Consider the following 19366-nt stretch of genomic DNA (forward strand, 5'->3'; position numbering starts at 1 on the left):
ATACTTATAACAACAATATATAAAAGGATAGATGGTAAACACCTATCCTTTTAAAGGGGTAAATATGTATAACGAATATTTTTTTATTGATCTTCTAACAAAACGTATTGAACATACATAGTGTAAACACCTGGTTCTGCAAAAGCTGAAGTATTTACTGTTGCACCTACTTTTGTTAATTCTTCAGAAGTAGTTCCGTCAGCAATGTATGCCATTGGAAAAGTAGCAGGCAAACCTGGTAAAATTCTATAATCAATATTGTAGTAAAAGTCAGATGCAGCACCTGTCTGTGTTAAGTAACTACCACCTGGCATAAAGTCATCACCAACAACACCTGTAGTTCCAGAATGTCCTGCAATATACTTGTTGTCTAATCCTGGAGGAGTCCCAGTTCCTGTAGCATCTACATAAATACTGTTTTGTCCACTTGTTCCACTACCATCACTGTAGCTAGTAAAAGCACCACTGTAATCTCCGTAAGTTCCTGTTGCTGCACCATCAGCAGAATTTGCTCTAGATTGTTTTAATTCTAACAAACTTAGAGGTAATTCATTAACTGCGTTAGGGTTTGTGTTTCCGTAGCTTACTTCTTGATCCCAAAAGTTAGCACCAATGTTACCTTGTGATCTTGCAATAGCATACAAGTCCCAGTTTACAGTAGAGCTAATTTTTAATGTAGTTGCTGCGTACTGAACAATACCTGCTTGGTATTCTACAACATCATCAAAAATAAATTCAATTTGGTTAGGGGTTGTCATTTCCAATTGTAAAACTGGTTGTAAATCCATAGTAACGGTTACATCCTTTTCGTCGATTAACTGCGCTTGAGTTGTTAATCCTGCTAGCATAGCCGTAGCTAATACACTTTTTGTGATTTTTGAAAAATTTTTCATAAAATAATAATTAATAATTAGGGTTATATAGGGTTAATTAATTTCAAATTCTAGTTTAGCTGCTTGTATTTCGGGGGCATCCTCATAGTCTAATACACCAATAGCTAAATATTTTCCTTTTTTAAATTTTTCGGGAATCTTGTAAGTAAAGTTTCTGATCAACTCAGGAACAATGGTAAACTTTTTTACAGGCAAGCGCTCTTGTTCACCAGTAGTAATATTTGTTAAATCTATATAGGCAGAACAATAGGCAATTCCATCGCCTTTATTCTCTGCTAGAATAGTAATTTTGTTGTTTTCGTTAACAAAATTAATCAACTCTACATTGTTGTTGTTTACCGTTGGAGGGTTTTGATATACAAATACACCAAAAGCAAAGGTAGGTACAACTCCTAATCCGATAGATGAGTTTTGTTTTTTAGCAATACTTAACTGTTTTCTAGCCTCTTGTTGCTCAATCATAATAATATTCCAAGCAGCTTTGTTGGCATTAGGATCATTAAAAGGGACAGTAATCGTTAATGTTATTTCCTTTTTTTCAAAAGGTTTTAAATCTACAAAAGTTGGGGATAAGGCAGACCATTTAGATAAAGAGTATTTTCCTTGTCCTGCTAGTAAAAATTGACTCTTTCCTAAGCCATTCATGTTAAAATCTTTCATTCCAATTTTAAAACTATTAGGTTTTGGAGTGTCGTTATTAATTGTAATTTTATAACTTTTTGTAGAGCCCGGAGCTTGTTTTAAATGCAAGTGTGCAGGAGAGATAGATACACCAGTACCTTTTTTATCTAAAGAAACCTGAGAGTAGTTATTTGTAGTAAAAAAACATAAAATGATTAGAGGTAGTATTTTAAATATTCTCATTTTTGTTAAAAATAGATATAGAGTTAGTTTAGTTGGCATCAAAACTAGCTAATTTTTTAATGTAAATCTCAATAAAAATGCGGGTGCTTTAAATATTTAGTGATATATGTTATGTTAGCATAACTAACTACTTCATTTTTAAGTCTGTAGTTTTTTGAGAAAAAACAAAAAATGATAAAAAATTAACAAAAAATGATAAATATTATGTTTTGTGCTGTTTTTTGTGGGTTTTGTTAAAGATTATTTAATATTGATTCTTTTTTTGTGTTTTTTTAGAGAGGTAAATAGTTGATTTATAATAGAGTTAATTGTTTTTTGCTATGTTAGCATATTATTTTTAAGGTTTTAAAGTGGTTATAAAAATATTTTGATACATGTTTGATTTTGATGTTTCTACAAATTATTTAACAGGAATTGGTCCTGCAAAAGCAATCGTGCTTCAGAAAGAGTTTGGGATTTTTTCGGCGAATCAATTATTGAATTTTTTTCCTATAAAGTATGTAGATAAGTCAAAAATTTTTACAATTAGAGAGTTACAACCAAGTAATACAGAAGTGCAATTAAAAGGAGTTATTACTGAGCTAAAAGAAGTAAAACAAAAAAGAGGAACACGTTTGGTAGGTGTTTTTAAAGATAATACCGGCTCTATAGAACTCGTTTGGTTTAAAGTAACCAAGTGGTTAAAATCTAGTATTAAAATTAATGAACCCTACATTATTTATGGAAAAACTAATTGTTTTAATGGAACTTTTAGTATGCCTCATCCAGATTTGGAATTAGAGGCTAATTATACAAAAAACATCATTTCTGGTTTACAGGCTGTTTATCCATCTACAGAAAAAATGAGTGCTAAAGGCTTTAATAATAAAGTAATGTCTAAAGCGATTCAGAACTTGTTAAAAGAGGCTTATCCATACATAGAAGAGACTTTGTCTAACGAAATTATGGAAGAATATAATTTGTTAAGTAAAAGAGAAGCTTTGCTATATATTCATTTTCCTAAAAACCAAGAATATTTAAGTAGAGCTCAAAAAAGGTTAAAGTTTGAGGAGTTTTTCTTTATTCAAATGCAACTTATTAGAAATAAATTAGTCAGAAAAGATAAAATTAAAGGATTTGTTTTTAAACATGTGGGGGAATATTTTAATTCCTTTTATAAATCGGGATTAAAGTTTGATTTGACCAATGCACAGAAAAGAGTGCTAAAAGAAATTAGAGCAGATATGTCTACGGGGGCTCACATGAACAGGTTGTTACAGGGAGACGTAGGTGCAGGTAAAACAATTGTAGCTCTGTTAACAATACTTATTGCTCTTGACAACGGTTTTCAAACAGCCATGTTAGCACCTACCGAAATTTTAGCTACACAACATTTTCAGGCAGTTACAGAATTGGTAGCTCCTTTTAATATTACGGTAAAATTGTTAACGGGATCTACCAGAATCAAAGAACGTAGAGTTATTCACCAAGCTTTAGAAGATGGATCCTTACAAATATTAATAGGAACACATGCTATTTTAGAAGATAAGGTTCAGTTTAAAAATTTAGGATTGGCTGTAATTGATGAGCAACACAGGTTTGGAGTTGCGCAGCGTTCTAAAATGTGGATGAAAAATACATTGCCTCCTCATATTTTAATTATGACAGCAACACCAATTCCAAGAACATTGGCCATGAGTGCTTATGGAGATTTAGATGTGTCTGTTATTGATGAACTACCACCTGGTAGAAAAGCCATACAAACCGTGCATAGATTTGATAGTTCTAGGTTGCGCGTTTTTAAGTTTATGCGTGATGAAGTTGCAAAAGGACGACAAGTTTATGTAGTTTATCCTTTAATAGAAGAGTCAGAAGCGATGGATTACAAAGATTTACAAGATGGATATGAAAGTATTCAACGAGAATTTCCTTTGCCAGAGTATAGAATAAGTATAGTGCATGGAAAAATGAAACCTGCTGATAAGGAATTTGAAATGCAACGTTTTGTAAAAGGAGAAACACAAATAATGGTAGCTACCACAGTTATAGAGGTTGGGGTAAATGTGCCCAATGCATCGGTAATGATTATTGAAAGTGCAGAGCGTTTTGGTTTGTCGCAATTACACCAATTAAGAGGTAGAGTAGGTCGTGGTGCCGATCAGAGTTATTGTATACTAATGTCGGGTGTTAAATTGTCTAACGATTCTAAAACCAGATTAGAAACCATGGTACGAACCAGTGATGGATTTGAAATTGCTGAGGTAGATTTAAAACTCCGTGGTCCAGGAAACTTAATGGGAACGCAACAAAGCGGAGTGTTGAATTTAAAAATTGCAGACTTGGTTAGAGATAGTAAAGAGTTACACATGGCAAGAAACAAAGCGGTAGAAGTACTTACGGAAGATCCTAATTTGGCTTTGTCTAAAAATATAGCTATGAAAAGAATGTATCAGCAAATTCATAAAAGAACCAGTATTTGGGCAAATATTAGTTAGTATTTACTTTTGTTCTTTTCTTAAAATTAGAGTTTTTTAAACACTAAAATGTGTTAGCGATTGACGGGTCTGTTTGAGCTCTTTTTTTTAGTGCTAAACTTGTTTTGGCATCTAAATAAAAAGCGAGTACGGAAAGCGCGACCCGATAGGGAAACACCCAAAATGGCATAGAGAAAAGGACGTGTTTTTGAAATAATATATAAAAGCTAAAAATTCGCAAATCTCAACTGAGAGTTGTATTTTTGCGCACTTAAAACAGAATTTTAAACAAATGAAGATATCATACAATTGGTTAAAGCAATTTATTAAGATTGACTGGGATGCAGTAAAAACTGGTGAATTGTTAACAGATCTTGGTTTAGAAGTAGAGGGAATAGAAAAAGTTGAATCTATTAAAGGAAGCTTAGCCGGGATTGTTGTTGGTGAGGTTTTAACGTGTGAAAAACATCCTAATGCAGATAAGCTAAGTGTAACTACTGTAAATGTTGGAGGAGAAGCACCTATACAAGTGGTTTGTGGAGCTCCAAATGTAGCTGCGGGTCAAAAAGTACCTGTAGCAACTGTAGGAACTGTTTTGTATGATGAAAAAGGAGAGAGCTTTAAAATTAAAAAAGGTAAAATTAGAGGAGAGGAAAGTCACGGAATGATTTGTGCCGAAGATGAATTAGGATTAGGAAAAGGGCATGATGGAATTATGGTTTTAGATACCGAGTTAATTCCTGGTACCCCGGTTGCGGATGTTTTTAATATTGAAGTAGATGAGGTTTTTGAAATAGGGTTGACTCCTAACCGTGCAGATGCTATGAGTCACCTAGGGGTCGCTCGTGATTTGCGTGCGGGTTTAATGCAACAAGGAATTCAGAAAGAATTAATTTCTCCATCTGTTAGTGATTTTCACGTATATGAAAGAGCTTTAAAGTTTGATATTCACGTAAAAGATTTTGATTTAGCTCCCAAATATGCAGGTGTTGCTATTAGAGATGTTAAGATAGAAGATTCACCAGAATGGTTACAAAATAGGTTAAAAGCAATAGGTGTAAAACCCTTAAATAATGTGGTAGATATTACCAATTATGTATTGCATGAACTAGGACAGCCTTTACACGCTTTTGATGCCAATAAAATTTCGGGAAATAAAGTAACCGTAACTACATTAGAAGAGGGAACTAAGTTTACTACGTTAGATGGTGTAGAACGCGAATTAAGCGCAGAAGATTTAATGATCTGTGATGCCAACGAAACTCCAATGTGTATTGCAGGTGTTTTAGGAGGTTTAGACTCTGGAGTTACAGAACATACAACTTCTGTGTTTTTAGAAGCTGCTTATTTTAATCCTGTTTCAGTTCGTAAAACAGCAAAAAGACATGGTTTAAATACAGATGCTTCTTTCCGTTTTGAAAGAGGAATTGATCCTAATATTACCAAATATGCCTTAATTAGAGCTGCTTTGTTAATAGAAGAAATTGCAGGAGGGAAAACAGTGTCTGATGTAGATGTAGTGTACCCTAATAAGATAGAAGACTTTGAAGTCTTTATGTCTTATGAAAATGTAGCAAGAGTGATTGGACAAAAATTACCCAACGATACCATTAAAAATATTTTAGCTTCTTTAGAAATTAAAATTAACAGTGAGACTGAAGGTGGTTTAGGTTTAGTTGTTCCTGCATACAGAGTAGATGTACAAAGGGAGGCAGATATTGTAGAAGAAATTTTACGTGTATATGGATATAATAATATAGAGTTTTCTCACAAATTAAATACCTCTATAGAGCCTTCTAAATTTGATGGTGTAAAAACAGAAAACGTTGTTGCAGAACAGTTAAGAGTACAAGGTTTTAACGAAACCATGGCTAACTCTCTCACCAAAGCATCTTACGTTGCGTTGTCCGAAAATTTAAACGAAGAGAATAATGTAGAAATGTTAAATCCTTTAAGTAGTGATTTGGCTGTAATGAGACAATCTTTATTGTTTAGCGGATTAGAGTCTGTAGCGTACAACATCAACAGAAAAAACAACGATATTAAGTTTTATGAGTTTGGAAAAACGTACCATAAATACAACGAAAAATATCAAGAAGACAAACATTTAACCTTATTTGTATCTGGTAGTAGAGACAAAGAAGCATGGAATGCTCCTAAAAAGAATTCAGATTTTTATTACACCAAAGCGGTTGTAATGGGAGTTTTGCAAAGATTAGGTCATTCTAATGTGAAAATAACTCCAACCAAAAACGATGTGTTCTCTGAAGGAATTACAGTTAGTTTAGGGAAAATGAAATTGGCAGATGTAGGTATGGTGAGTCCAAAGATTTTAAAAGAATTTGGAATTAAACAAGAGGTTTTTTATGCAGATTTTAATTGGGATACTGTGTTAAAAGTTTCTCAAAACAATAAACTAAAAGTGACTCCTTTACCAAAATATCCATCGGTAAAAAGAGATTTAGCGTTATTATTAGATAAAAATGTAGCGTTTAAAGATTTGTATAATACAGCATTTCAATCAGAAAAACAATTGTTAAAAGAAGTTGATTTGTTTGATGTATATGAGGGAGATAAACTACCTGAAGGAAAAAAATCATACGCGTTAAGTTTTGTGTTAAGAGATGAAAACAAAACGTTAGAAGAAAAACAGATTGAAAAAATAATGGCAAAACTTCAAAATTCGTTTGAAAAACAATTTGAAGCAACCTTAAGATAAATTAAAAAGCCTTTGATAATTCAAAGGCTTTTTTTTGAATACCAATTTAAAGAATACGAATGAAATAAAGTTCGTAAATTTGCGACCAACCCTACAAAACCAAAGTATGAGTTTCTATAAAACGATTATACGACCAATTTTTTTTCAATTTGATCCAGAAAAAGTGCATTACTTTACATTTGATATGATTAAAATTCTGTCAAAAATACCGGGAGTGTCTGCTTTAACAAGAAGTATATATAAGGTTGATGATGTAAAATTACACAAAGAACTATTTGGAATTACGTTTGAAAATCCTGTAGGATTGGCTGCTGGTTTTGATAAAAATGCAGTGTTGTTTAATGAATTGGCCGATTACGGTTTTGGATTTATAGAAATAGGAACGGTTACTCCTAAAGGTCAGGAAGGAAACCCTAAGAAAAGGTTATTCCGTTTAAAAGACGATCAGGGAATTATTAATAGAATGGGGTTTAACAACAATGGTGTTGAGGCTGCTATAGAGAATTTAAAAAAGAACAAAGGAAAAGTAATTGTAGGAGGTAATATTGGTAAAAACACCAACATTGCTACAGAACAATATACTCAAGATTATTGTGACGTTTTTAAAGCTTTACATCCTTATGTAGATTATTTTGTGTTAAATGTAAGTTGTCCTAATGTGAGTAGTCATGCTAAGTTAGGAGATAAAGATTACTTACTAGAGTTGATTGCTGCAGTTCAAAAATTGAACAATGCAGAAAATGAACAAAGACCTATTTTATTAAAAATTGCTCCAGATTTAAATAATCAGCAGTTGGATGAAATTGTAGAATTGGTAGCAGAAACTAAAATTGATGGAGTGATTGCCTCAAACACTTCTGTAAATAGAGAGGGGTTAAAAGCTACAGATAAAAGGTTGACAGAAATAGGAAATGGAGGATTAAGTGGATTGCCTATAAAAGATAGAAGTACAGCTACTATTAAATATTTGGCAGATACATCTAACAAATCATTCCCTATTATAGGAGTAGGAGGAATTCATTCTGCACAAGATGCTTTGGATAAAATAGCTGCTGGAGCAGATTTGGTTCAGGTCTATACAGGGTTTATTTACGAAGGTCCTGGGTTGGTTAAAAAGATAAATAAAGCTATTTTAAAGACTTTGTAGAATTAATATATGTATTCGTTTATCATTCCCCTTTACAACAGACCCGATGAAATTGATGAGTTGTTGTACAGCTTAACCAAACAAAATTTTTCAAAACCATTTGAGGTGGTGGTTGTTGAAGATGGTTCTGAAAATAATGCAACCAAAGTTGTAAGTAGCTACAATGATCGTTTAAATATTCAATATTTTTTAACGGAGAATCAAGGAGCGGGAATGGCTCGTAATTACGGAATGTCTCATGCAGAGGGAGATTATTTTATTGTGTTAGATTCGGATGTATTGGTTCCTGCCAACTATTTAAAACAGGTTCATAAAGCATTAAAAGAAAATTATACTGATGCTTTTGGAGGTCCTGATGCAGCACACTCTTCTTTTACACCTTTGCAAAAAGCAATCAATTTTTCTATGACTTCGGTATTAACTACAGGTGGGATTAGAGGAAAAAAGAAAGCGGTAGGTAAATTTCAGCCCCGTAGTTTTAATTTGGGAATTTCTAAAAAAGCATTTGAAACCACAAGAGGTTTTTCTGCCATGAAAATAGGAGAGGATATTGATTTGTCTTTTAGGTTGTGGAACAATGGTTTTGAGACTCAGTTAATAGAGAAAGCTTTTGTATATCACAAACGTAGAAATACCATAGATTCTTTTTTTACACAAACTTTTAAATTTGGACAAGCAAGACCTGTGTTGAATAAAAAATATCCAGGTACAGCTAAATTGACTTATTGGTTCCCTAGTTTATTTATTGTTGGTTTTTTATTGGCTTCAGTTTTATTTGTCATGGGTAAATGGGAGTTGATTACTTTTTATTATTTGTATTTTATGATTTTGTTTATGACATCCTTAGTGGTAAACAAAAATGTAACCGTTGCTTTTTTGTCTATCATTACTACTTTGGTACAAATGGGAGGGTATGGTTTTGGATTTTTAAAGTCGATGTTCTTTAAAAAGTAGTTTTAGTTTTTTTTATTCATTATTAGGTTTTTTTAGGGATTTAATACTCAAAATACTATTGTTGTTGATGATAATACATTTGTGTCCCGTTAAAAAACATTTCTTTTCAGCTTGAGCTTTTTTAGGTTCTACTTTGTGGACTCATTAAAAAACTATACAATCATGAAAAGATTTTATTTATTTTCTAAGTTAACTTTATTGTTTTTTGTTTTGTCATTTGTCTCATGCGGTAAAGCGGAGATAGATGAACAACTAATTGATGAGAGTCAAGAAAGCTTAGTGTTTAATCTAGGAGAGTCTCGTAGTACAGCTATAACACAAACGGTAAGAGTATCTACACAATCTGGTGCAACTCATTATGATAAATTGGTAAATGCAATAGCTATGGCAAACGCAAGCACTGAGATTTTATTAGATGTAGATGTTACTTTTGGTTCCTCTAACAAAGCAATTGTTTTAGATAATGGAAATGTAAATATTAGAGGAGCTGCTAAAGGAAATGGAAAGTATCAATTAAAACGTACAGGAACTTATAAAAATAAAAACCACATTCATAATTCTTTAATAGTGGTTACATCAAGTAATATATCAATAGACAATATTCAGTTTTTAATAAACGATGGAACAGCTTATAGGTGTATGTTTTTAGGAGATGTTACTAATAATGGTGCTATTGCAGATCGTTTAAAATTATTCTCTAACATAAGTATAACCAATAGTGCATTTAAACAACAAGTTGTAGGAGATACCACTAGAGGAGTGTTTTTTGAAGGAAGTTTTAAAAACATAGTTATAGACAATTGTTTTTTTAACAACTGGTTTGGTTTAGTGGCACGAGATTGCCCTACTTTAGATGGTTTTGATGTAAATAACAATAGGTTTTACAATGGTAGTCATCAAATATCTTTAGATGGTGCATTGTTGGGAGAAACAGATTCCACTTACGGATTAGGTGTTAACTTAGTTAAGCATGCTAATATTGATATTACCAACAATGATTTTTACTTAACAAAGAGTTTTAATTTGGCAATTGCCAATACTAGAAATGTGTATGTGTACAATAATACTTTTAAAGGAGGTACTGAAAATTATTCGCAACCCATTCATATAGAGGATGAAAGTAAAAATATTAGAATCGTTAAAAATAAGATTGAAAGTCCTAATAACTACGGAATTTTAATTTTTGCTACAGGAAAAGTAGGACATGGACAGGGAAGAACTTTTACAGAAGCTGAAAAAAAATTAAAAGGATCTGGAAATGTTTTAGTTAAAAACAACACCATGGTTACTAGTCAGGATCAAGCTGTAATTGCTACTTATTTAAAAGGATATTTAAAGTTTCAGGGTAACAATGTATTCAGCGCTACTAATGGTGTTTCCGTTCAGGCAAAAAAATCTAATCCGGGAGCAAAAGTTATTTTTGTTGATAATTCTGGAGTTTATAACAATTCTAATTTAAGCAATGCTTTAAATAACGGAAAAATAGTGATAGATAATACCAATACAATTGTAATGCCTTAGTATATAAATATTGCATAAAACAAAAAAAGGATTGCTTAACGGCAATCCTTTTTTTGTTGATTTTTCTTCAATGTGTTTTTTTAAACATAAAAAACTAAAATGCTTAGTATATTGTTGTGTTATAACATTAATATCAATTCTTATGAATTTTAAAAAAATAGTTTCTTTAGGTCTTTTTATGGCTTTGTTGGTTGTATCTCCTAAAACGTACAGTGCTAATTTAAATTTGTTAGACAGTGCCAAGCCGCCTAAAAAAATAAAAGTATTAATTGTTGATGGTCAGAACAACCACGGAGTTTGGCCAAAGTCAACCATCATGATGAAACAATATTTAGAAGAAACCAATTTGTTTGAGGTGGATATTGAAAGAACAAAATATATTTGGAAAGGAGAAGGAGTTAAAGACTTTTTACCATTAGCCAATGCAGGTACATCAGAGTTTGTAAAACAACCTAAAGTAGATCCAGATTTTTGCCCTAAGTTTAAAAAATACGATGTAGTGGTGTCTAATTTTGGTTGGAAAGCAGCTGACTGGCCAGAAAAAGCACAAAAAGCTTTTGATAAATTTGTAAAAAAAGGAGGAGGATTTGTGTCTGTACATGCAGCAAACAACTCATTTCCTAAATGGTTAAATTATAATAAAATGATTGGCCTTGGTGGTTGGGGAGGTAGAAATCAAAAAGATGGACCTTATGTGTATTACAACAATCATGGAGAGTTGGTTAAAGACAATTCTTCGGGTCCTGCTGGAGCTCACGGAAAAAGACATGAATTTCCGGTTACAATAAGAGAAACAAATCATCCAATCACCAAAGGAATGCCAAGTGTTTGGTTAACAACTGCAGATGAATGTTATGCAAAATTAAGAGGTCCTGCAGAAAACATGACCATTTTAGCAACAGGAAAAGATCAGAATAAAAAAGCACCTACCAATAGACACGAACCTATTTTTATTGTTACCAAATACGGAAAAGGACGTGTGTTTAATACCATTTTAGGTCACGATACGCTTTCTTTTGAGAGCGTTGGTTTTATTGTTTCTTTTACACGTGGAGTAGAGTGGGTCGCAACAGGAAAAGTTACTCAAGAAATTCCATCCGATTTTCCAACAGAAAACAATTCTTCAAGAAGAAATTTTCAACTTAAAAAATAAAAAAACTAAAAATCAGTTGATGGTAACATCAGCTGATTTTTGTTTCAAAGCCATCTATACTTTTTGTGTTTTTGGCTAGCCAGTATTCTTTTATTTTATCATCTCCTTGTTTTTGAGCCCAGTCTTTTAAAATACTACGGTCTTCTTTATAATCCATATAAGGAACGGCAAAACCACAAGAGGTTTGTACCAAATCTACTTCCATTTCTATAACCTGTCTAGTTCCTGGAGTTTTAGGGAAAAGGTTTATGAGGGTGTTGAATTGCTCATCTCTTGGATGATAAATTTTTGCAGTTCCATACAGTCTTAAAATCAAAGGTTTTCCTTCAAAAGCACTAAACATAATAGTCATTCTATTGTTTTGTAATAAATGAGCTGCTGTTTCGTTTCCGCTTCCTGTCAAATTCATCCAAGCAATTTTATTGCTGTTAATTACTCTAAAAGAATCCATTCCTTTAGGAGATACGTTTACGTTTCCTTCTGTAGCTGCAGTACCTACAAAAAATATTTTTTGTTGCTCTATAAATTCTTTTAGTTCGGATGTGATTTCTGGTAGTTTCTTTCCCATTCTTTGTAGTTTATTTGTTTTAAAAATACAAAACCCTTACAGATAAATGTAAGGGTTTAATTTAATATGTTAAAAAGATGTAATTTTAAAAAGGAACATCATCATCTGAGTCTGGTTGCACAGGAGCATCAAAAGCATCTGCTGGATTTATGCTTCCAGAAATTTCGTTAAAACTATTCATAGAAGATTCTAGTTGTCCGCCAAAGTCATCTTCTAAATCAGAGAATTTAGCTAAGTGCCCTGTAAACTTTAATCGGATATTGTCTAGCCCACCGTTACGATGTTTGGCAACAATAAATTCTCCTTGTCCTTCACAAGGGGTATGGTCATCATCATCCCATTCTGTCATTCCGTAATATTCAGGACGGAAAATAAACGATACAATATCGGCATCTTGTTCAATGGCTCCAGATTCACGTAAATCAGACAACAAAGGTCTTTTACTACCTCCACGAGTTTCTACCGAACGAGATAACTGAGACAAAGCAATTACAGGAATATGTAATTCTTTGGCTAGTGCTTTTAAGTTACGCGATATCATAGATATTTCTTGTTCACGGTTTCCTCCAGCAGCTCCACCAGCAGTCATTAACTGCAAGTAGTCAATTACAATTACTTTAATATCGTGTTGAGATTTTAATCTTCGGGCTTTTGCTCTTAGATCAAAAATAGATAAAGAGGGAGTGTCATCAATAAAGATAGGAGCTTCAGATAAGTTTTTAACTTTTACGTTTAACTGTTCCCATTCGTGAGGCTCTAAGGTTCCTTTTCTTAGTTTTTCTGATGACAAACCTGTCTCAGAAGAAATCATACGAGTAATTAACTGTACCGATGACATTTCTAAAGAGAAAACAGCAACTCCGTGGTCAAAATCAATAGCCATGTTTTTGGCCATAGAAATTACAAAAGCTGTTTTTCCCATACCTGGACGTGCCGCAATAATAATTAAATCGGACGGTTGCCATCCTGATGTTAAGGCATCTAATTTTGTAAAACCTGTTGCATATCCAGACATTCCTTCTTTCCCTCCTAATTCTTCAATTTTTTTAAGGGCTTGCCTTACTAAAGAATCAGAGCTTTCAGAACTCTTTTTTAAGTTTCCTTGGGTAACCTCAAAAAACTTAGTTTCCGCCATGTCTAACAAATCAAAAACATCTGCTGTTTCGTCGTAAGATTGTTCTATAATTTCACTAGAAATACTAATCAATTGACGTTGAATATATTTTTGTAAAATAATACGAGCATGAAATTCAATATGTGCAGAAGAAGATACTTTTTGGGTTAGTTCAATTAGGTAAAAATCACCACCAACCATATTTAGTTTTCCGTCTTTTTTTAATTGGTTAGATACTGTTAATAAGTCTGTTGGTTCTGAGTTTTGAAACAAAGTATGAATAGCAGCATAAATTGCTTGATGTTGTTCTCTATAAAAAGCATCAGGATGTAAAATATCAATTACAGCATCAATACCTTTCTTGTCAATCATCATTGCACCTAGCACGGCAGTCTCCATATCCACTGCTTGTGGTGGGATTTTTCCATGTGCTAAATTGACAACTTTACTTTTGTCAACCTTTTTTCCAGAAAAGCTTTTTGTTTGTTCCATAGGGATCACAAATTTAATCGATATTCTGATTTTTGAACTAAAATTTTAGAATTAATTTCTTGACAAAAACTGTTGATAACTTTTATTTTGTTAATAACTAGTTGATATGGTCAATGTTGATATACTTTTTAGGGTTTAAAAATGTTTTTTTATTAAAAAAAATCGATTTTAAAAAAGCAGTAAGAACGATAGACAAAAGTGTATTTTTGGTAATTAAAATTTAAGCCACAAAATATGAATTTATCAGAGGTGAAGTTAATTGTATCAGACATGGATGGTACCTTATTAAACTCAGAACATAACGTAAGTAATTTGTTTTTTGAACAGTTTGAAATATTAAAAGCAAACAATGTAAAATTTGTTGCCGCTAGCGGAAGACAATACTATAGTATTTTACAGAAACTAGACAGCATAAAAGAGCATATTACTATTGTTGCAGAAAATGGGGCTTATGTGGTAGAAAACGGAAAAGAATTGTTTGCAAATGGTTTAAAGCTTAAAGATGTAACTAGTTTTATAAAACTGGCAGAACAAATACCTGGAGTTTACATTGTGTTAGCAGGTAAAAAAAGTGCTTATTTTTTAGATGGAAATGTAGCCCTAGAAAACATTGTAAAAGAATATTATAGCGAGTATAAATTACTTAGTAATTTTGATGTATTACCAGAAGATGATATTTTAAAAATAGCATTGCATCACCCAGATGGATCTGAGGAAAATGTATATCCGTACTTAAAACATTTGTCTGGAGATTGGCAAATAAAAGTATCTGGAGAATTTTGGGTAGATATTGCGTTAAACACCAATCACAAAGGAAATGCATTAGAGCGTATTCAGCAAGAACTAGGTATTTCTGATGATGAAACCATGGCTTTTGGTGATTATCAAAATGATGTGGAAATGTTAAAAAAAGCAAAGTATAGTTTTGCGATGGAAAACGCACATCCTGATGTAAAAGAAATAGCGAATTACCAAACCCTATCTAACGATCATTTAGGAGTAGAAACGGTAATTAATAAGCTGATAGAAGGATTTTAGTATTTTTGTTTTTTTAATTTAAAAGGGGATATGCACAAGCAAATAAGTAGTTCGCAAAATAGTTTGATAAAATCTTTAGTAGTATTAGGAGATAAATCAAAAGCAAGAAAACAAACAGGAACATTTTTAGTAGAAGGAAGAAGAGAAATTTCTTTGGCTTTGCAAGGAGGCTATCAACTAAAACAGGTGTTTTATTATGAAGATTTGTTGCCTGCTAACTTTAATATTGAACAATTTGTAGCAGATGAATACATTCAGGTGAGTAAGGATGTGTACGAAAAAGTAGCTTATAGATCTACCACAGAAGGTGTTTTGGCGGTAGTAAAAGACAAGTCTATGTTGCTGGATGGTTTGGTTTTTAAAACTGAAAACCCTTTAATTTTAGTAGCTGAAGCTCCTGAGAAACCAGGTAATATTGGAGCTATGTTACGTACTGCAGAGGCAGCCAATGTAGATGCTGTTTTAATAGCGAACCCTAAAACAGATATGTTCAATCCAAATATTATACGTTCTAGTGTGGGGTGTTTGTTTACTACGCAAATTGCTACAGGTAGTACAGAAGAAATTTTAGACTATTTAAAAAATCAAAATATAAACACGTACGCGGCTGCTTTAAAAGAAGATTCAGAATATTATCACGAGCAAGATTACACACAAGGATCCGCGTTGGTGGTAGGAACAGAAGCGGTTGGTTTGTCTGATGAATGGTTAGACAATGCCACCAAAAAAATTATCATCCCTATGTTGGGAAAAATAGATTCTATGAATGTTTCGGTAGCGGCAGGGATTTTGATGTACGAAGCCAAAAGACAACGTAACTTTAAATAAATGACAGGAACTACTTTATTTATCATCATTATAACAGTATTAGTGGTGAATTTTATCAAAGAAGAAATTATCAGTTTTGTAAATGCCAAACATTTTAACGATACTATTCCCGTGGAATTAGAAGATGTTTTCGATGAGCAAGCTTATAAAAAATCACAAGAATATAAATTAACCAATTATAAATTTGCTACGTTTTCTGGCATTTTTTCTTTTGTAATAACGTTATTGTTTTTCTTATTAGATGGTGTTGCCTTTGTTGATCAGATTGCAATAGGAGTTACATCTAACACTATTTTACAAACTTTATTGTTTTTTGGAATTGTAGGTTTGGCAAGTTCTATCATTCAAATCCCTTTTGGGTACTACCAAACATTTGTAATAGAAGAAAAATATGGATTTAACAAAAGCACTAAAAAACTGTTTTTTATAGACAAATTAAAAAGTTTGCTAATGACCGTTGTTGTAGGAGGTGGTTTGTTATTTGTAATTACTTGGCTGTACTTAAAAACGGGAGCTAATTTTTGGTGGTATACTTGGTTGGTGTTTACTGTGTTTACCTTATTTTTAACATTGTTTTATTCAAGTGTTATTGTGCCATTGTTCAACAAACAGACACCTTTAGAGGATGGTACTCTAAAAGATAAATTGTTTGATTATACGAGTAAACAAGGGTTTAAATTAGATAATATTTATGTGATTGATGGATCTAAACGTTCTACCAAAGCCAATGCTTATTTTACGGGTTTTGGACCCAAAAAAAGAATAGTATTGTATGATACCTTAATTAACGATTTAAGTGAAGAAGAAATAGTAGCTGTGTTTGCTCATGAAGTAGGACATTACAAAAGAAAACACACGGTTTATAATATGATTTTATCTTTAGCACTAACAGGAGTAACCTTGTATGTTTTGGGGTTGTTGTTAGGCAATACATTGTTGGCAGATGCCTTTAAGGTAGAAAACAGTAGTTTTCATGTAGGATTGATTGCTTTTGGAGTTTTATACAGTCCAATTTCGGAAATAACAGGTTTGTTAATGAACGTGCTTTCTAGAAAATTTGAATACCAAGCAGACGATTTTGCAAAGGAAACGTTTGATAGTAAGTACTTAATTTCATCACTTAAAAAATTGTCTAAAAACAGTTTAAGTAATCTAACACCGCACAAATGGAATGTGTTTTTTCATTACTCTCATCCCACTTTGTTACAACGTGTGTTGAATTTAAAAAAGAGTCGCACATCTTAGAGAAAATCACTATATTTAAAATATAAGAACCTAAAAGTTTACTGATGACATTCTATTTGTGTTATCAGTAATTTTTGTTTATAAAACATAGAGTTTATGGGGTATGTTATTGATTCGGAAAAGGAAAATAAAGAAATTACACGTAGGTATAAAGATTTATTAAAAGACAGTTATCAGCATTTATCTGATGAAGATAAAAAGTTAATACGTAGTGCTTTTGATATTGCAGTAGAAGCTCATAGCGAACAAAGAAGAAAAACAGGAGAACCTTATATTTACCATCCTATTGCGGTGGCTAAAATTGTGGCTTCAGAAATTGGTTTAGGAGCTGTTTCTATAGCAGCTGCTTTGTTACACGATGTTGTAGAAGATACCGACTACACTATAGAAGATATGGAACGCTTGTTTGGAGAGAAAATTGCGAAAATCGTTAATGGTTTGACCAAGATTTCTAGAATGAGCAAAGATCAAATGGCATCTATACAAGCGGAAAATTTCCGTAAAATGTTATTGACTTTAAATGATGATGTCCGTGTTATTTTAATAAAAATAGCAGACCGTTTGCACAACATGCAAACCATGGATTCTATGCCTGCTCACAAGCAAATAAAAATTTCATCAGAAACTTTATATATCTACGCACCATTAGCTCATAGATTAGGCTTGTTTAATATAAAAACAGAACTAGAAGATTTAGGGTTAAAGTATACAGAACCTGATGTTTACAAAGATATTGAAGCTAAAATTATAGCTAATAAAGACAATCAGATTGATTATATAGATAATTTTTCGGCAAAACTTAGTGAGGATTTAAACAAACAAGGTTTTCATTTTAATATTAAGGGAAGAACCAAGTCTATTTTTTCGATTCGTAAAAAAATGCGTTCTCAAGGAGTGCGTTACGAAGAGGTGTATGATAAATTTGCCATTCGTATTATTTATGACTCAGATACTGAAAACGAAAAATTTGATGCTTGGAAAATTTATTCTATCGTTACAGATAATTATAGACCAAACCCTAGCAGATTAAGAGATTGGATTTCTCAGCCCAAAACCACAGGTTATGAAGCTTTACATATTACTGTAATGGGACCTGAAGGAAGATGGGTAGAAGTGCAAATTCGTTCTAAACGTATGAACGAAATTGCTGAAAAAGGATATGCAGCTCATTTTAAATACAAACAAGGAGCTGTAAACGAAAGTGGTTTAGAAGGATGGTTGAATAGATTAAAAGATACGCTAGAAAATCAGGCAGGGAATGCAGTAGATTTTGTAGAAGATTTTAAGTTGAATTTATATGCCAAAGAGATTTTTATTTTTACGCCCAAAGGAGATATTAAATCATTACCTAAAGGAGCATCGGCATTAGATTTTGCTTTTGGTGTACATACAGATGTTGGTTTAAAATGTAGAGGAGTAAAAGTTAACGGAAAATTAACTCCGTTAGATCGAGTTTTAAATAGTGGAGATCAAGTAGAGGTTATTACTTCCGAAAACCAAAAACCATCAGAAAGATGGCTGACTTTTGTAGTTACCGCTAGAGCAAGAGCTAAAATTCGTCAAGCATTAAAAGAAGAAGAAAGAAAAGTAGCAGAGTATGGTAGAGAAATTTTAAAGAGAAAATTACGTCATTTAAAAATTGAACCTACAGACAAAACTTTAGGAGGAATGGTAACATTCTTTAAGTTAAAAACTACGTTTGATTTATTTTATAGAATTGGTGTAGGAACAATAGACAATACACAAATTAGGAATTTTGCCAATCAACAATCTAGTACGTTTGCTAAATTGTTTAGAAGAACAAAATCAGAACCTTCTAAGGTTGTTAAAAAAGAAGAAGTTAGTACTAACTATGACATGTTGTTGTTTGGAAATGACAATGAAAAGTTAGAATATACTTTGTCTAAATGTTGTAATCCTATTCCCGGAGATAAGGTTTTTGCTTTTTTAACTGTAAATGAAGGGATTAAAGTTCATAAAAATAATTGCCCTAACGCAATTAGTATGCAGTCTAATTATGCATACCGAATTATGAAAGCTACGTGGGTAGATTCTACCAAGCAAATATTTAAAGTTACCTTAAGTATTACCGGAGAAGATGGATCTGGAATGTTGGGAAATATAACTCGCATTATCTCTAATAATAATGTTAATATTAATAATTTGAATATCTCGGGAGATGGTAGTTTGTTTGAAGGAAAGTTTACTGTAACCGTATCTAACCGAACAAAACTGAGAAAAATAATAGGACAACTACAAGGAATTAAAGGAGTAAAGCGAGTAAAACGTATTATTTAGAAAAAAAGCATTTCTTTTCTTATGGGTAAAAGAAATAAAAAGTATAAATTTGCATCTTGCTGTTTTTAAACAACATCAC

Annotated in this window: 14 protein-coding genes; 10 read left to right on the forward strand and 4 right to left on the reverse strand. The window is 32.3% G+C overall.

Annotated elements, in window-relative coordinates; genetic code table 11:
- Positions 1–83: 83 nt before the first annotated feature.
- Positions 84–893, reverse strand: a complete 810-nt coding sequence (locus FHR24_RS05765) for a hypothetical protein (RefSeq protein WP_167185204.1) — start codon at positions 891–893, stop codon at positions 84–86.
- 33 nt (positions 894–926) lie between these two features.
- Positions 927–1757 carry a COG1470 family protein gene (locus FHR24_RS05770; protein ID WP_167185206.1) on the reverse strand — a complete coding sequence of 277 codons (831 nt, stop codon included), beginning with the start codon at positions 1755–1757 and terminating at the stop codon, positions 927–929.
- Between the two features lie 374 nt (positions 1758–2131).
- On the opposite strand from FHR24_RS05770, the gene recG reads away from it, so the two are divergent.
- The 6 genes from recG to FHR24_RS05800 all read left to right on the forward strand — a co-directional run bounded on the left by recG (position 2132) and on the right by FHR24_RS05800 (position 11704).
- Positions 2132–4231, forward strand: a complete 2100-nt coding sequence (gene recG, locus FHR24_RS05775) for an ATP-dependent DNA helicase RecG (protein WP_167185209.1) — start codon at positions 2132–2134, stop codon at positions 4229–4231.
- Positions 4232–4502: 271 nt separating this feature from the next.
- Complete coding sequence (gene pheT, locus FHR24_RS05780; protein WP_167185212.1) at positions 4503–6929, forward strand: phenylalanine--tRNA ligase subunit beta; 2427 nt, start codon at positions 4503–4505, stop codon at positions 6927–6929.
- Positions 6930–7035: 106 nt separating this feature from the next.
- Entirely contained in the window at positions 7036–8076 is a 1041-nt protein-coding gene (locus FHR24_RS05785) for a quinone-dependent dihydroorotate dehydrogenase (RefSeq protein ID WP_167185215.1), read from the forward strand.
- Positions 8077–8085: 9 nt separating this feature from the next.
- Complete coding sequence (locus tag FHR24_RS05790) at positions 8086–9030, forward strand: glycosyltransferase (RefSeq protein WP_167185218.1); 945 nt, start codon at positions 8086–8088, stop codon at positions 9028–9030.
- A gap of 162 nt (positions 9031–9192) precedes the next feature.
- Positions 9193–10551 carry a right-handed parallel beta-helix repeat-containing protein gene (locus FHR24_RS05795; protein ID WP_167185222.1) on the forward strand — a complete coding sequence of 453 codons (1359 nt, stop codon included), beginning with the start codon at positions 9193–9195 and terminating at the stop codon, positions 10549–10551.
- Positions 10552–10693: 142 nt separating this feature from the next.
- Positions 10694–11704, forward strand: coding sequence for a ThuA domain-containing protein (locus tag FHR24_RS05800; RefSeq protein WP_208412288.1), 1011 nt, complete (start codon positions 10694–10696; stop codon positions 11702–11704).
- A 28-nt stretch (positions 11705–11732) separates the two neighbouring features.
- On the opposite strand, the gene FHR24_RS05805 is transcribed toward FHR24_RS05800, so the two are convergent.
- On the reverse strand, positions 11733–12272 hold the full coding sequence (locus FHR24_RS05805; protein WP_167185225.1) for a pyridoxamine 5'-phosphate oxidase family protein: 540 nt from the start codon (positions 12270–12272) through the stop codon (positions 11733–11735).
- An 85-nt stretch (positions 12273–12357) separates the two neighbouring features.
- A complete protein-coding gene (gene dnaB, locus FHR24_RS05810) occupies positions 12358–13878 on the reverse strand; it encodes a replicative DNA helicase (RefSeq protein ID WP_167185228.1) in 1521 nt (506 codons plus the stop codon).
- 234 nt (positions 13879–14112) lie between these two features.
- Here dnaB and FHR24_RS05815 point away from each other — a divergent pair, with 234 nt between their 5' ends.
- The 4 genes from FHR24_RS05815 to FHR24_RS05830 all read left to right on the forward strand — a co-directional run bounded on the left by FHR24_RS05815 (position 14113) and on the right by FHR24_RS05830 (position 19287).
- Positions 14113–14916, forward strand: coding sequence for an HAD family hydrolase (locus FHR24_RS05815; RefSeq protein WP_167185231.1), 804 nt, complete (start codon positions 14113–14115; stop codon positions 14914–14916).
- Positions 14917–14946: 30 nt separating this feature from the next.
- Positions 14947–15744, forward strand: coding sequence for a TrmH family RNA methyltransferase (locus tag FHR24_RS05820; RefSeq protein WP_167185234.1), 798 nt, complete (start codon positions 14947–14949; stop codon positions 15742–15744).
- Positions 15745–16989, forward strand: coding sequence for a M48 family metallopeptidase (locus FHR24_RS05825; protein ID WP_167185237.1), 1245 nt, complete (start codon positions 15745–15747; stop codon positions 16987–16989).
- A 96-nt stretch (positions 16990–17085) separates the two neighbouring features.
- The gene (locus FHR24_RS05830) at positions 17086–19287 is read left to right on the forward strand and encodes a RelA/SpoT family protein (RefSeq protein ID WP_167185240.1); all 2202 of its coding nucleotides are present in this window, start codon (positions 17086–17088) and stop codon (positions 19285–19287) included.
- The last annotated feature ends 79 nt before the right edge of the window (positions 19288–19366 follow it).

The organism is Wenyingzhuangia heitensis (genome assembly GCF_011762155.1).
Lineage (GTDB): Bacteria > Bacteroidota > Bacteroidia > Flavobacteriales > Flavobacteriaceae > Wenyingzhuangia > Wenyingzhuangia heitensis.